Below are 14,286 nucleotides of genomic sequence, written 5' to 3'. Positions count from 1 at the left end.
GCTGCAAGGGTCTGGGGCACTGGGCCCCGGGGGCACCGAGGACGCAGGAGAGGTGGGAACGGTGTGCGGCCGGGTGCTGGAGAAGCCGGGTTGCCTCGCTACGCGGCCCTCCGGCGCTCCACCCACCACTCACCCCCCCGCGCCGGCTACGGGCCGCGCGCAGTCGTCAACCGCTCAGTAGGCCACCCCGAAGCGCTCGCGGTGGTGCGCCGGGCGCTCCACCTCGTCGAGGAACGCCTCCCCGAAGTCCGCCCCGGAGATCACCGAACGCCCCGACTCGTCGGTGAGCAGCACCTCGCTGCTCGTGCGGTAGGAACCGGTGTGCTCGCCGGGGTTCCACGCGCCGAACTCTCCGGCGGGGGAGATCACGAACCAGTCGAAGGACTCGGGGGTCTCGGCCAGGTCTGTCATCACGGTCTCGACCTCCACGGAGTCCCGGCGCCACTCAGGGTTGAAGTCCGGGGCGTCGTAGACCTTCGGGCCGCCCTCGCTGACCCGCAGGGAGCCAGCCCCGCCGACCATTCCGAAGCGGATGCCCCGGGCCATGGCCTGCTCCGCAATGCCCTTCTCGACGGCGCGCATCACGCCCTCTCCGGCCAGCGTGCCGCGCGGGGACAGGGCGGTGAGCACCACGTCCGTGCCCTCCAGGGCTGCGGCCACCACGGTGGGGTCGGCGACGTCGCCCGTGCGGTACTCGACGCCCGCCACCGGGTGCTCGGGGGCGTTCCTGCTCCAGGCGGTGACCTGGTGCCCGCGCCGGACACCCGCCGCTGCGATGTTGCTCCCGGCGTATCCCGTGCCGCCCAGGACTGCGATGCGTGTCATTTACTTGCTCCTTCTCCGTGCTCCGGACACCAGGGGCGGTGCCGGTTCACAGGAGAACTTCGCGGGCAGGCGGGGTATTCCGGGTGGAGGGTGCGGTGGGTTGGAGCGCGTCGAGTCGCTTATGCGTGTCGGACGGCCTTGGCACCGTCTCAGGAGTCGAATAAAGTTTCGAATATCCGGGGAGGACGGAACGCCATGACTGTGGTGGAGAGCATGGAGGTTGGGTCCTGGGAGGATCCGTGGGACTCGGTGCCGGTGATCGGCGCGGGGGTCAGGGCGGCGCCCAGCAGGCAGGGGCGTGAGCTCATCCCCGAGGGCACTGCGGCCGAGGTGGTCGTGCGCTGCAACGGTGCCGGTGTGCCCCGGGAGGTGGTCCACCGGGGGGGCGTGCACCACGTGGTGGAGCCGCCCGTGCGGTGGTACGAACGGCGGAAATGGTGGGAATCCGAGGATCGCGTGCCCCGTGAGTCCCGCATCAGCATGGTGGACCGGGAGCTGTGGCAGGTTCAGGCGCTGCGGGGCGGGGCGGCCGTGCCCTGCACCTTCCGGCTCGTGCGCAACCAGGTCTCGGACCAGTGGCAGCTGCTCGGGGTGACCCTTGGGTGAGCGGCCGGTGGAGCGGCCCGGAGGTGCTGCACCAGGACCCGCAGCACTTGACAAGTATTCGAATAAAGATTCGAATACGTCCATGCACTTCCCTCATCTCCACGTGGCCTCCGCCTTCAGCGCCCACTACGGTGTGGCGCGCCCGGAGGAGCTGGCGGCCACCGCAGCGGAGCAGCGGGCGGAGATCCTCGCGTGCACGGACCGGGACGGTCTCTACGGCGCGGTCAAGCACGTCCTGGCGTGCCGGGAGCACGGCCTCTCTCCCGTGCTGGGGGTGGACCTCGCGTTGCTCGGCGCGGGCCGTGCGGGCGTGGCGGGCACCCGCGGCGGGCAGCGACGTCGCCCGCTGCCGCCCCGGGTGCTCGGGCGCGTGGTGGTGCTGGCCACGGGAAACAACGCCGGGGCCGGCTACGCCGCCCTGTGCCGCGTGGTCTCCGCCGCGCACCGCGCCCACGACCGGCACCAGGGCCACCCGATCGGTCTCACCACCGCGCAGCTGGCCCGCCACGTCCACCGGGCCGCGGCGCACGGGAAGCCCGGTCTCGTGGTCCTGGTGGGCCCGGACTCGGACGTCGGCAAGCTGCTCGCCGGGCGCCACTACCAGCCCGCGCGCACCGCCCTGGAACGGTGGCGCCGCGTGCTGCCCCCGGGAACCCTCGTGGTGGAGACCGCCACCCACCTCTCTCCCCAGGGAACGCCCCTGAGCACCGGCCACGCGGTGCGCATGCTCCAGATCGGGCACCGGGCGCAGCTGCCCGTGGTGCTGAGCAACGCGGTGCGCTACGCCCACCCCGGCCAGGCCGTGACCGCGGACGTGCTGGACGCCGCCCGCACCCTGATGCCCCTGGATGAGCTCGCGGGCGCGGACCGCGGCGTCCTGCAGCCCAACGGTCAGGGCTGGCTCAAGGACGACGACCGCATGGCCCTGCTCGCCCACGAGATCGCCCGCGCCGCGGACCAGGGGGACGCCGGGCGGGACAGGCTGCTCGCAGACACCCACCACCTGGCCGAACGCTGCATCCTGGACCCCGAGCACGATCTCGGGATGGGCCGGTCCGTGATCCCGGAGGCCTCGGTCCTCGGGGTCCAGGGCAACCCGGACCGCGAACTCGCCCGCCGCTGCTACGCCGGCCTTGCACGCCTGCACGGGCACGAGGACTGGGACCGCACCGTGCCGGGACTCAACAGGGAGTCACTGCGCTCGCGGCTGGAACGGGAACTGGACGTGATCTCCCACCTGGGGTTCGCGGGCTACTTCCTCACCGTGGGGGAGGTCTCGGAGCTGATGAGCGAGATGGACGTGCGCCACGCCGCCCGCGGTTCGGGGGTCTCCTCCCTGGTGGTGCACCTGCTCGGGATCTCCCCGGCGGACCCCCTCGAGTACGACCTCGTCTTCGAACGGTTCCTCTCCCCGCTGCGCCCCAATCTGCCGGACATCGACATCGACATCGAGAGCGCCCGCCGCCACGCCGTCTACCAGCGGATCTTCGAACGCTTCGGCCCCCGGCGCGTCGCCCTCATGAGCATGCAGAATGCCTACCGCTCCCGCGGGGCCGTGCGGGACGCCGGACTCGCCCTCGGCCTCGGCGCCCAGGACGTGGACCACGTGGCGGGCCAGCTGTGGCGCGTCCCCGGAGCCACCCTGCGCCAGGAGCTCACCCGCCGGCCCGAGCTCGCACCTCTCGCGGACAGACTGCGCGGCAACCGGCAGCTGGACCTGCTCGTGGACCTCACCGAACGCCTCGACCGGCTGCCCCGCCACATCTCCATGCACCCGTGCGGGGTAATCCTCTCCGACACCACCCTCCTGGACCGCACCCCCGTGCAGGCCAGCGGGATCGGACTGCCCATGTCCCAGTACGACAAGCACGACATGGACCCCATGGGCCTGATCAAGCTCGACGTCCTGGGCGTGCGCATGCAGTCCACCCTGGCCCACGCCGTCGCCGAGACCGCACGGCTGCACCCCCACGAGCCACCCCCGGACCTCGACACCATGCCCCGCGACGACCCGGACACCTACCGCCTGATCAGCTCCACCCACACCCTCGGGTGCTTCCAGATCGAGTCCCCCGGGCAGCGCGAGCTCATCGGCACCATGGGCCCGCAGGAGTTCAACGACCTCATCGTGGACATCTCCCTCTTCCGCCCCGGCCCCATGCAGGCCAACATGGTCCGCCCCTACCTCGACGCACGCCACGGCTGGTCCGCACCCCAGCACCTGCACCCGGACCTCACCGAGATCCTCGCCGAGACCCACGGGGTGGCGGTCTACCACGAGCAGATCATGCGCATCATGGACCGGATGACCGGCTGCGGCCTCGGCCGCGCGGACGTCTGGCGGCGCCTGCTCGGCTCCCACGGCGAAGCAGCCGTGGAGGCCGCCTTCCGCGACGCCGCCCACGGCCGCGGCTACACCCACCGCACCATCGACACCGTGTGGGAGCTGCTCCACGCCTTCGGCAGCTTCGGATTCTGCAAGGCCCACGCGGTCGCCTTCGCCGTGCCCACCTACCAGTCCGCATGGCTGAAGACCCACCACCCCGAAGCCTTCATGGCCGGCGTCTGGGAGCACGACCCCGGGATGTACCCCGCCCGCCTGCTCGTGGGAGAGGCCCGCCGCATGGGCATCCCCGTACTCGGCCCGGACGTCAACCGCAGCGGCGAGCACCACCGGGTGGAACCCGTCACACCACGCCCCGGCACGGTGGAACCCGCAGACCTCGACCACGGCATCCCCCACACCCAGGACGGTGCCTGGGGAATCCGCATGTCCCTGAACTCCATCACCGGCCTCAGTGCCGCCGAGACCGAACGTCTCCTCGCCGGACAGCCCTACAGCACCCTCGCCGAGGTCAAGACCCGCGCCCGCCCCACCCGCAGAAACCTGCAACGCCTCGCCGCAGCCGGCGCACTCGACACCCTGCTGCGCGGCGCTGGCACCCGCGCCTCCCACACCGACATGGTCCACTTCCTCCGTGAACAGGCAGAGCGCCCCGTCACCGGCAGACCCCCGCGCTCACAGCCGGGGGAGGGTCAGCTGAGCCTGCCCTTGGGGGACGTGGACCTTGCCGGCCTGCCCGCCCGGCTCGCCGAACCGAGCCCCGAGGAACGGGTCCGGGCGGAGATGGACACCATGGGCACGGAGGTCTCCGCCCACCTGATGGACTCCCACGCGCAGCTCATGCGCCGCTACTGCGCCACCCGCGCCGAGGACCTGCTGGGGCTGCGCAACGGGACCGAGGTGGTCGTCGCAGGGGTCCGCGTCTCCACCATGACCCCGCCCATGCGCAGTGGCAGACGCGTGGTCTTCATCTCCCTCGACGACGGTTCCGGGGCGGTGGACTGCACCTTCTTCGATGAGGCCCAGGCCGTCTCCGGCGAGGTGCTCTTCGCCCCCACGCTGCTGCTGGTCCACGGCCACACCCGCCGCACCGGCCCCCGGGGCATCGGCATCCAGGCCGCGCAGGCCTGGGACCTCTCCCGCCCCGAGACCCTGCCGGACCCCTCGGCCCTGCTCGGCTCCCGCCCCACCCCCGGACGCCCACCGCGGCGCAGCGCTCCCGAACGCCCCTGGCCCCGGCAGGTGCAGCCCAGCGCCCCCGAACCCGGCACCTCCGAGCCCAGCGCCCCTGCCTTGCACACCCGGGGGGGCGCCCCATGACACATCACCGCACGCCGCACCCCGGCCATGGCGCCCACCCCCGCCTGTGGGAGACTGAGGACCATGGCGAAAGACAGTGGCGGAGGGGATCTGCTGCCGACCGTGGACCAGGTCACCGAGGAAGCGATCAACATCGGCTACCGCTTCGACCAGAAGCTGCAGCGCTGGCGGCAGGGCAGGGCAACCCAGCGCGGGGACATCCCCACCATGCTCGCCTTCGACGGCTACGGCAGCCCCCGCTACGTCCGGGCACTGGGCCGCGTGCTGCTCAAGACGCGCTCGCTGATCCAGGACACGGACGACGCCGACGAGTCGATCCGCGGCTGGCGCTCCTTCTCGTCCGTGCCCTTCGCGTTCGCCCACGTGAACATCTGGTTGGGGGATCACGAGTTCCACCTCGTCGCGGACAAGGGCGGCGTGATCGACGTGGACCTCAACGTGTCCATGGCCCCGGGGGTGCACTCCATCTACATGCAGGCCGAGGGCTCGGAGGTCACGGAGGCCAAAGTCACCGTGGTCTCGGACCAGCAGTACCTGGGGGTCGTGTGCGACGTGGACGACACCGTGATGGTCACCGCGCTGCCCCGGCCGATGCTCGCCGCCTGGAACTCCTTCGTGGCCAACGAGCACGCCCGCATCCCCACGCCGGGGATGTCCACCATGATGGACCGGCTGCGGCGCAAGCACCCGAATGCACCGTTCCTCTATCTCTCCACCGGGGCGTGGAACGTGGCACCCACGCTGCGCCGCTTCCTCACCCGCAACGCCTACCCCCCTGGTGCGCTGCTGCTGACCGACTGGGGTCCCACCACGGAGCGCTGGTTCCGCTCGGGCGCCCAGCACAAGGTCCAGAACCTGCAGCGACTGGCCACCAACTTCCCGCACGTGAAGTGGATCCTGATCGGAGACGACGGCCAGCACGACCCGCAGATCTACGCGGGCTTCGCCGAGCGCTACCCAGACTCTGTGGCGGCGGTCGTCATCCGCAACCTCTCACCCACCGAGGCCGTCCTCGCCAACGGTGCGCGTGTGCCGGACGGTCACCGGGTGATCGCCCCGGAGGGCGTGCTGTGGATCGAGGCCAACGACGGCGCCTCCATCTCGGACCAGCTGCGGGCCGCAGGACTGCTCTGACGTGCCCTGACACGAGCTCCGACCCTCCCTGACCTTCCCCGGCCATCTCTGCCCCCTCTCCTCAGCACCGGCTGCTGGTGCGCAACCCTCGGACGCCACGGGGCAGGCGATCGAGCGCGCCGGACTGGAGCACACCTTCCTGCGGGACAACTTCTACCTGGACGTCCTGCCCCTGTTTGCGGGTGGGGACCGTGTGCTGCGCGGACCCGCCGGGGACGGCCGCGTGGCCGCGGTGGCCCGGGCCGACGTCGCCGACGCCGTCGTGGCGGTCCTGCTGGACCCGTAGCCGCACACGCGCGGCGCCTAAACCCTCACGGGTCCCGAGTCGCTCACGATGACCGAGGTCGCCCAGGTCCTCACCTGCGTGACCGGGGAGCAGTACCGCTACGAGACGGAGACGGTCGAGGCCGCACGCGAGTCCTGCGCCAGCGGTGACCCGTGCCCTCCCGCCCGGGCGACACGGCTCGGCAGTGGTCGGGACACGCGGTGCGAAAAGTTTTTCCGTGACGTCGGGAACGCCGCTTATCCACACCCCGGCGGCGAAAAACCGCGTGCTGCCGGGCACCGGCCACCGGGGGTCCTGTGGACAACCCGGGGGATAACCTCCGAGGCCCTGTGGATCGGGCAACCACATCATCTAGGGCTATGTCCCGGTACGCGCCACAAGATGTAGTATTGATCCAGATCTTCAACCACCTGGCGCACCACCCGGACCACGAGCTGAAAAGCCCCGGAGGCGCCGGAGAATCGGTACTTCCCGCAAGGAGAGATGGGCTATGTCAGTCACCGTGTATTCCAAGCCGTCGTGCGTCCAGTGCAACGCCACCTACCGCGCCCTCACCAAGAAGGGCATCGACTACACCGTCGTGGACGTCACCGAGGACACCGCCGCGTACGACCACGTGGTGGGCCTGGGCTACCAGCAGGTCCCGGTCGTCGAGGCCGGCGGCGAGCACTGGTCCGGGTTCCGCCCGGACAAGATCAACAGCCTGGCGCTGCTGCGCTCGGCATGAGCCCCACGCCGTGGCACCCGAGGGTGCTACGGCGGACGCGGCCCGCACTCGGTGGTCCTGGGAGCGCGAGCGTCCCGGCGGCCACCGGTTCTCGCCACCCACCAATGTTCCCCCAGAATCGAAGTAACCCGGCATGAGTGCCCTGGCCTCCGTTCTCGCCCAGGCGAAGGAATGGGAAGAACGCAACACCCCCGTCGTCGTGGGGGAGGAAGCACCCCTGGTGGTGTACTTCTCCTCCGTCACCCGCAACACGGACCGGTTCATCGCCAAACTTCCCGTGCGGTCCCTTCGGCTGCCCCTGAAGACCTCTGATCCCGTTCCCCGCCTCACGGAACCGTACGTGCTGGCCGTGCCCAGCTACGGCAGGCCCGGGGGAGCGGGATCCGTTCCCCCGCAAGTCGTCAAGTTCCTCAACGACGCCCCCTCACGGCAGCAGCTCAAGGGTGTGCTCGGCGCGGGCAACACCAACTTCGGCCCCCTGTTCTGCGTGGCGGCGGAGAAGGTGGCCGCCAAGTGCCAGGTGCCCCTGCTCTACAAGTTCGAGCTGATGGGCACGGACGAGGACGTCGAAAAAGTCACCCAAGGATTGGAAGAGTTTTGGCAAGCATTCACGCAACCCCGGGAGTGAGCATTGAGCCCGGCCACGAGGACCCCACCTGCCCCGAGAAGTACCGGGGCCTGGGCTACCACGAGCTCAATGCCCTGCTGAACCTCTACGATGCCGATGGCAACATCCAGTTCGAGGCGGACCGCCAGGCGGCACGGCAGTACTTCCTGCAGCACGTCAACAAGAACACGGTGTTCTTCCACGACCTCGAGGAGAAGCTGCAGTACCTGGTGGACCACCAGTACTACGAGGCCGAGGTGCTCGAGAAGTACAGCATGGAGTTCATCAAGGAGCTATCCAAGCAGGCGTACGGCTACAAGTTCCGCTTCCAGACCTTCCTGGGCGCGTTCAAGTTCTACACGTCCTACACGCTGAAGACGTTCGACGGACAGCGCTACCTGGAGCGCTTCGAGGACCGCGTGGTCATGGTCTCCCTCTACCTCGCGGACGGGGACGAGACCCTGGCGAAGCGTCTGGTGGGCGAGATCATCTCCGGTCGCTTCCAGCCGGCCACTCCCACGTTCCTCAACGCGGGCAAGAAGCAGCGCGGCGAGCTGGTCTCGTGCTTCCTGGTGCGCTTCGAGGACAACATGGAGTCCATCGGGCGCAACATCAACTCGGCGCTGCAGCTGTCCAAGCGCGGCGGCGGTGTGGCGTTCGCGCTGACGAACCTGCGCGAGTCCGGTGCGCCGATCAAGATGATCGAGAACCAGTCCTCGGGCGTCATCCCGGTCATGAAGCTGCTGGAGGACTCGTTCTCCTACGCGAACCAGCTGGGGGCCCGTCAGGGCGCGGGTGCTGTGTACCTGCACGCCCACCACCCGGACATCCTCAATTTCCTGGACACCAAGCGCGAGAACGCGGACGAGAAGATCCGCATCAAGACCCTCTCGCTCGGCGTCGTCATCCCGGACATCACGTTCGAGCTGGCGAAGAAGAACCAGGACATGTACCTGTTCTCGCCGTACGACGTGGAGCGCATCTACGGAATGCCCTTCGCGGACGTGAACGTGAGCGAGAAGTACCACGAGATGGTGGACGACTCTCGGATCACGAAGACCAAGATCAACGCCCGCGAGTTCTTTCAGACCGTCGCTGAGGTGCAGTTCGAGTCCGGCTACCCGTACATCATGTTCGAGGACACGGTGAACCGCGCCAACCCGATCGACGGCAAGATCATCATGTCCAACCTGTGCTCCGAGATCCTGCAGGTCTCCGAGCCCTCGGTCTACAACGAGGACCTCACCTATGCGGAGGTGGGCAAGGACATCTCGTGCAACCTGGGGTCCATGAACATCGCCATGGCCATGGAGTCCCCGGACTTCGGGGCGAGCATCGAGACCGCGATCCGCGGCCTCACCGCCGTGTCGGACATGTCCAACATCGACTCCGTGCCCTCGATCCGCCGCGGCAACCAGATGTCCCACGCGGTGGGCCTGGGCCAGATGAACCTGCACGGGTACCTGGCCAAGGAGCACGTGTTCTACGGTTCCGAGGAGGGCGTGGACTTCACGAACATGTACTTCTACGCCGTGACGTACCACGCGATCCGGGCGTCGAACCTGATCGCCAAGGAGCGCGGGGAGTCCTTCGTGGGCTTCGAGAAGTCCGACTATGCGAAGGGCACGTACTTCGACAAGTACATCGACGGCACGTGGGAGCCGGCGACCGCCCGCGTCCGCGAGCTTTTCGCGCGCGCCGGTGTGGCGCTGCCCACCGCGCAGGACTGGCGTGAGCTGCGCGAGAAGGTCATGGCGGACGGGATGTACAACCAGAACCTGCAGGCCGTGCCGCCCACGGGTTCCATCTCGTACATCAACAACTCCACCTCCTCGATCCACCCGATCGCCTCGCGCATCGAGATCCGCAAGGAGGGCAAGCTGGGGCGCGTGTACTACCCGGCGCCCTTCATGGATGACGAGAACCTGGAGTACTTCCAGGACGCGTACGAGATCGGCTACGAGAAGATCATCGACACGTACGCCGCGGCCACGCAGCACGTGGACCAGGGCCTGTCCCTGACGCTGTTCTTCAAGGACACCGCCACCACGCGGGAGATCAACCGCGCGCAGATCTACGCGTGGCGCAAGGGCATCAAGACCATGTACTACTCGCGCATCCGCCAGCTGGCGCTCGAGGGCACCGAGGTCGAGGGCTGCGTCTCCTGCATGCTGTGACCTCCGCCGTCTCCTGACGGCACCGCGTCGGCCGACGCAACTCCCGCCCCGCCCGGGTCTCTTACCCGGGCGGGGCGGGAGTTTTCCACCCACCTACATGCTCATGGACTCGGCCACCCTGAGTCTTCGAGCTCTGCTGGAAGGCAACGTCCTCACCACCCTGCGGACCCCCGCCTTCTCGGCCGTGGCCACCGACTACCTGGCCCCGAAGGAGACAACCAAGCTCGTGGTGTTCGGCACGGGGCCGCAGGCGCTCGCCCACAGCGCGGCATTCGCCGAGATCCGCTCGTTCACGGAGCTGGTGGTGCGCGGCCGGACGCTGCGTGCGTCGTCGCCAAGGGATCCCACGAGCCACAGTTCCGCGAGCTCGATTCCGCGCTCACGGGTCGCGCCCAGGTGGTCGTGGAGGACCGGGCCACCGCCATGCGTGAAGCCGGGGACGTGATCCAGGCCGTCGCCGACAGTTCCTTGCACGAGGACTCACTCGTGGACCTCGCGGACGTCGTCACGGGCGGAGTGGCCCCTGATACGGCGCGGCCCCGCGTGTTCAAGTGCGTGGGCATGAGCCGGCAGGACCTGGTCGTGGCCGTATGGGTGGTCGATCCGAACGCGTGAGAGGGGAGAGGGCGCCGTCGTCTTGCTTCGTCAACGGCCACATCAGGGCGACGGCGTGCGCTGCGTACGGATGATGGTCCCGCTCCACGCGGCCACCAGGAGGGTGATCCCCAGCGCCGCGCCCAGGAGGGTCACCGGGCTCGAGGCGAAGGTCTGGGAAATGGCCCGTGTGGGCACACCCACGGCGAAACCGAAGGCGGCCAGGGTGCCCAGGTAGCAACCGAGCATGTTCCGCCGGTGCATTCGGACGTCGCCGTGCAGGATCCCCCACATGGCCGACCCCACCGAGAAGAGGGTGAATGCGGCGAGTCCGTGCAGCAATTGCACCGGTCCCAGCAGCAGAACAGAGAACGCGCACGACGCGTGAACGGCGATGATCGGTGTGAAGTGCTCCATACCGCTAAGATAGTTGCGGTATCCAGCGCGCGCCATCAGGACAACTGGCGCGCGGACGACTATCCGAGGGGGCTGCGTCATGCTGCTCAATGCCCTGGCCGAGGTCAGCAACACCACCACGGCCAGCATCAAGTTCTACCGCCGGGAGGGACTGTTGCCGGCCGGTACCAGGCTCACCGCGACGCGGCAGGACTACGGTCAGGGTCACGTGGAACGCCTGCAGCTCATCCGGGTACTGAGGGAGGAGGCCGGTGCCACGATCCCCGACATCCGTGCGCTGGTCACCGTGATCGACGATCCACGGCGGCCCCTCGTGAATGCCCTCGAGATCGCCCAGTCGCTCGCCGAGGGCCTGTCACCTTCCGAGGCAGGCGGGCCCCCGGAGCACCGGGAGGATCCGATGATCCGGGACCTGCTCACGCAGCTGGGGTGGCCGGACGTGGCCAGCGGGCCGCGCCGGGCGCTCGGTGAGTTGTTGGAGGGCATGCGGGCCGCTGGTTCACCCGTGGACAGGGGCGTCCTGCTGCGATACGGCCGCGCGCTCGATGAGCTCACTCGCGTGGACATCGCGGGTATGCTCGAGCCCGCGCAGCCTCCGGTGGATTCCCTCTCCGGCGACACCGGTGGAGCGGGGGAGACACCGTCCCGGGACGTCATCGTGGCCCGCGCGGTTTGGGGAATGGTCTCCTGCGATCGGCTGACCCGGGTGCTGCGGGCCCTGGGCCATGTCTCCCACTCGGTGCGCAGCGCCGGGTCGTAGGTCAGCGGTGACACGCGGAAGGCCCCAGAACGTAGTGTTCCGGGGCCTTGTCTAGTGCGCGATACTGGGATCGAACCAGTGACCTCTTCCGTGTCAGGGAAGCGCGCTACCGCTGCGCCAATCGCGCTCAATCTCTTGAACGAGGTGGTTGCACCGAGGTGGAGACGGGATTCGAACCCGCGTAGACGGCTTTGCAGGCCGCTGCCTAACCACTCGGCCACCCCACCGGGGACCAGATCCTTGGAGGACAAGGTCTCAGGTCTCGACCAGGGTCGAAAACTGCGAGCGGACGACGGGAGTCGAACCCGCGACCCTCACCATGGCAAGGTGATGCTCTACCAGCTGAGCTACGTCCGCATTGTTGGCCGATCGGGACCCTGTTTCTGCAGTGCTCCGTTCTTCCGAGCGGAAACTTTATCACAGGTTCTCGCGCTGTCCTCCGCTGTGCCTTGGGAACCTGAGTTCCTTCGGTGCGTTGCATCGGGGCGTTGCCAACGAGCAGAAACATTACCGACACGATCCGGCGGGGGCAAATCGGGTGGTCGGGCCCGTGGGGGCGGGGGGTGAGCTCAATTTGCCGATCCCCGGGGACGTGCTCTAGAGTTTTCAACGTTGCAAGCGCGATTGGCGCAGCGGTAGCGCGCTTCGTTCACACCGAAGAGGTCACTGGTTCGATCCCAGTATCGCGCACGGTAACGAGGAACCCGGTCCCGGGAGGGGCCGGGTTCCTCTGCGTCCGAGACCTTTTCGGTCGGCTTGCCGAACGCCACCAACCATGCGGCACTGGCACTGGCACTGAAATCAACGCCCACGCGCTCCACTGTCCGTGTCTGAGCCCTTTCCTACGCTGAGCCCATGACCCAACCTCGCCTGGCCCGCCAAACCGCCACCGGTCGCATGTATGCGCGCGAGGAGGGCGGTGACCTGCAGGTTCCGTCCATCACCACGATCATCGGCTGCGAGGCGAACGACCTCGGTGGCTGGTACGGCTACAGCGCGGCCCAGGCGCTGGCCTCCGACCCCCAGCTGCCGGATGCGCTGCGGGACTCGCGACGTCGTCGCGCCCTGGTGAACCATGCGGCGAAGGCCGCCGAGCGCCACCGGGATCAGGCGGCCCGGCGCGGTGACCGCGTCCACGACTACTGCGAGCAGCTCGCGCTGCGCGCCATGGGCCGGGAGCACCGGGCGGAGGAGGCACGGCGGGACCTTGCCGAGCACCACGAGTCCCGGTTTGCGGACAGCGCGGACCAGTGGTGGGAGCTCTACCGCCCCGAGCCACTGGCCGCAGAGATCACCGTGTGGAACACCACTGTCGGCTACGCGGGCACGCTGGACCTCGTGGCCCGTATCGGGGGCAAGGTGTGCCTGATCGACTACAAGACCCGCGGCACGGACCGTTCGGGGCGTGTTAAGGCCCCGGACCCGAAGGTCGTCACGCAGCTCGTGGCCGGGCTCAAGGCGGAGGAGTCCCTCGTGGACGCGACCACCGGCCGGTGGGAACCGTGGGCCTACGGGGATGCCGAGGTCCTCATGGCCGTGGCCATCGGGGAGACGGAGGCCCTGACCGTGCAGGCGGTGCCGGACCACCTGCCCGTGCACTGGTTCAAGTTCTGCGCCCTTGCCAAGGTGTGGGTGCGCTCCGCGGACCTCGAGGCCGCCGGCGCCCAGCTGCGGCCCCTCGCGCCGCCGCCCCTCGAGGACAACCCCACCGGGCGCGCGGGCGGTGTTCCGCAGAGCGCCACGGCCCGGACGGTCGAGGGCCCGGCCGTAGACTGAGACCCGCCCGCCCCACGTCCCACGACACCCAGCTAGAGGAGTGCATCGCCCGGTGAGTATTCTGCGCATCCGCACGATCGGGGACCCCGTGCTGCGGACCCCCGCCCAGGAGGTCACGCAGTTCGACGAGTCCTTGGGGACGTTGATCCGTGACATGTTCGAGACCATGTACGCCGTGGGTGGAGTGGGCCTCGCCGCGCCCCAGGTGGGCGTGGGCCTGCGCGTCTTCACGTGGGGCGTCCAGGGAGACGAGGGGCACGTGGTCAATCCCGAGGTGAGCCTCGGTGAGGACCCGCAGGAGGGCGGCGAGGGCTGCCTTTCCGTCCCCGGTCTGTCCTACGAGACGCCGCGCCGGAACTCCGTGGTGCTCACGGGCGTGGACCAGCACGGGAAGCCCGTGCGGCGCGAGGCCACGGGACTGCTCGCGAGGTGTTTCCAGCACGAGACCGACCACCTGTCCGGAAAGCTCTACGTGGACCGGCTCGTGGGGGAGGAGCGCAAGGACGCCATGCGGCAGCTGCGGCGGGCCACCTTCCAGGAGATGGCCGCGCGCATCACCCGTGAGCGGGAGGAGCAGCGCATCGGCGGCGGCCCGGGCACCGGGTCCGCACCGTCCGAGGACGACGCCGACCGCGCGGCTCACGCCGGGTCCTCGCGCGGTGCGGGAGGTTCCGCGTTCGGGCACGGAGGTGCACGATGACGACGAACGCTCC

General features: G+C 69.1%; 12 protein-coding genes, 4 tRNA genes and 1 pseudogene. 12 read left to right on the top strand and 5 right to left on the bottom strand.

Going from position 1 to position 14,286, the window contains the following annotated elements:
• Positions 1–174: 174 nt before the first annotated feature.
• Positions 175–825 carry an NAD(P)-dependent oxidoreductase gene (locus ABD264_RS02135; protein ID WP_145009229.1) on the bottom strand — a complete coding sequence of 217 codons (651 nt, stop codon included), beginning with the start codon at positions 823–825 and terminating at the stop codon, positions 175–177.
• A gap of 195 nt (positions 826–1,020) precedes the next feature.
• Here ABD264_RS02135 and ABD264_RS02130 point away from each other — a divergent pair, with 195 nt between their 5' ends.
• From ABD264_RS02130 to ABD264_RS02095, 8 genes and pseudogenes are all read left to right on the top strand, one after another.
• On the top strand, positions 1,021–1,431 hold the full coding sequence (locus ABD264_RS02130; protein WP_244944660.1) for a hypothetical protein: 411 nt from the start codon (positions 1,021–1,023) through the stop codon (positions 1,429–1,431).
• Between the two features lie 82 nt (positions 1,432–1,513).
• Entirely contained in the window at positions 1,514–5,095 is a 3,582-nt protein-coding gene (locus ABD264_RS02125) for a DNA polymerase III subunit alpha (protein WP_344203870.1), read from the top strand.
• A gap of 63 nt (positions 5,096–5,158) precedes the next feature.
• Entirely contained in the window at positions 5,159–6,229 is a 1,071-nt protein-coding gene (locus tag ABD264_RS02120; protein ID WP_303105904.1) for an App1 family protein phosphatidate phosphatase, read from the top strand.
• A 776-nt stretch (positions 6,230–7,005) separates the two neighbouring features.
• Positions 7,006–7,242 (top strand): glutaredoxin-like protein NrdH, encoded by a 237-nt coding sequence (gene nrdH, locus ABD264_RS02115; protein ID WP_144942617.1) that lies wholly within the window; start codon positions 7,006–7,008, stop codon positions 7,240–7,242.
• Between the two features lie 133 nt (positions 7,243–7,375).
• The gene (gene nrdI, locus ABD264_RS02110; RefSeq protein WP_260983354.1) at positions 7,376–7,870 is read left to right on the top strand and encodes a class Ib ribonucleoside-diphosphate reductase assembly flavoprotein NrdI; all 495 of its coding nucleotides are present in this window, start codon (positions 7,376–7,378) and stop codon (positions 7,868–7,870) included.
• Positions 7,867–10,026: a class 1b ribonucleoside-diphosphate reductase subunit alpha gene (gene nrdE, locus ABD264_RS02105; protein WP_144942618.1), complete on the top strand. Its 2,160-nt coding sequence runs from the start codon at positions 7,867–7,869 to the stop codon at positions 10,024–10,026. Before nrdI ends, nrdE begins: the two co-directional genes overlap by 4 nt.
• A 97-nt stretch (positions 10,027–10,123) precedes the next feature.
• Positions 10,124–10,294 (top strand): annotated as a pseudogene (locus ABD264_RS02100) (ornithine cyclodeaminase family protein); the annotation flags it as partial.
• Positions 10,295–10,296: 2 nt separating this feature from the next.
• Positions 10,297–10,641: a hypothetical protein gene (locus ABD264_RS02095; protein WP_344204545.1), complete on the top strand. Its 345-nt coding sequence runs from the start codon at positions 10,297–10,299 to the stop codon at positions 10,639–10,641.
• 42 nt (positions 10,642–10,683) lie between these two features.
• Here ABD264_RS02095 and ABD264_RS02090 read toward each other — a convergent pair whose 3' ends face one another.
• Positions 10,684–11,037: a DUF2306 domain-containing protein gene (locus ABD264_RS02090; protein ID WP_290499788.1), complete on the bottom strand. Its 354-nt coding sequence runs from the start codon at positions 11,035–11,037 to the stop codon at positions 10,684–10,686.
• Between the two features lie 79 nt (positions 11,038–11,116).
• Between ABD264_RS02090 and ABD264_RS02085 the strand changes: the two genes are divergently transcribed.
• Positions 11,117–11,797, top strand: a complete 681-nt coding sequence (locus ABD264_RS02085) for a MerR family transcriptional regulator (RefSeq protein WP_290499787.1) — start codon at positions 11,117–11,119, stop codon at positions 11,795–11,797.
• A 55-nt stretch (positions 11,798–11,852) separates the two neighbouring features.
• Here the strand turns inward: ABD264_RS02085 and ABD264_RS02080 are convergent.
• From ABD264_RS02080 to ABD264_RS02070, 3 genes are all read right to left on the bottom strand, one after another.
• Positions 11,853–11,924 (bottom strand) — tRNA-Val (locus ABD264_RS02080).
• 29 nt (positions 11,925–11,953) lie between these two features.
• Positions 11,954–12,024 (bottom strand) — tRNA-Cys (locus ABD264_RS02075).
• A 57-nt stretch (positions 12,025–12,081) separates the two neighbouring features.
• Positions 12,082–12,154 (bottom strand) — tRNA-Gly (locus ABD264_RS02070).
• A gap of 261 nt (positions 12,155–12,415) precedes the next feature.
• Here ABD264_RS02070 and ABD264_RS02065 point away from each other — a divergent pair.
• From ABD264_RS02065 to def, 3 genes are all read left to right on the top strand, one after another.
• Positions 12,416–12,487, top strand: a tRNA-Val gene (locus ABD264_RS02065).
• A 165-nt stretch (positions 12,488–12,652) separates the two neighbouring features.
• Positions 12,653–13,573 carry a cytochrome gene (locus ABD264_RS02060; protein ID WP_144942620.1) on the top strand — a complete coding sequence of 307 codons (921 nt, stop codon included), beginning with the start codon at positions 12,653–12,655 and terminating at the stop codon, positions 13,571–13,573.
• A gap of 52 nt (positions 13,574–13,625) precedes the next feature.
• Positions 13,626–14,273 (top strand): peptide deformylase, encoded by a 648-nt coding sequence (gene def / locus ABD264_RS02055; RefSeq protein ID WP_144942621.1) that lies wholly within the window; start codon positions 13,626–13,628, stop codon positions 14,271–14,273.
• Positions 14,274–14,286 lie beyond the last annotated feature (13 nt).

Source organism: Kocuria salsicia, assembly GCF_039532055.1.
GTDB lineage: Bacteria > Actinomycetota > Actinomycetes > Actinomycetales > Micrococcaceae > Kocuria > Kocuria salsicia.
This window is presented reverse-complemented; position numbering and strand designations above follow the sequence as displayed.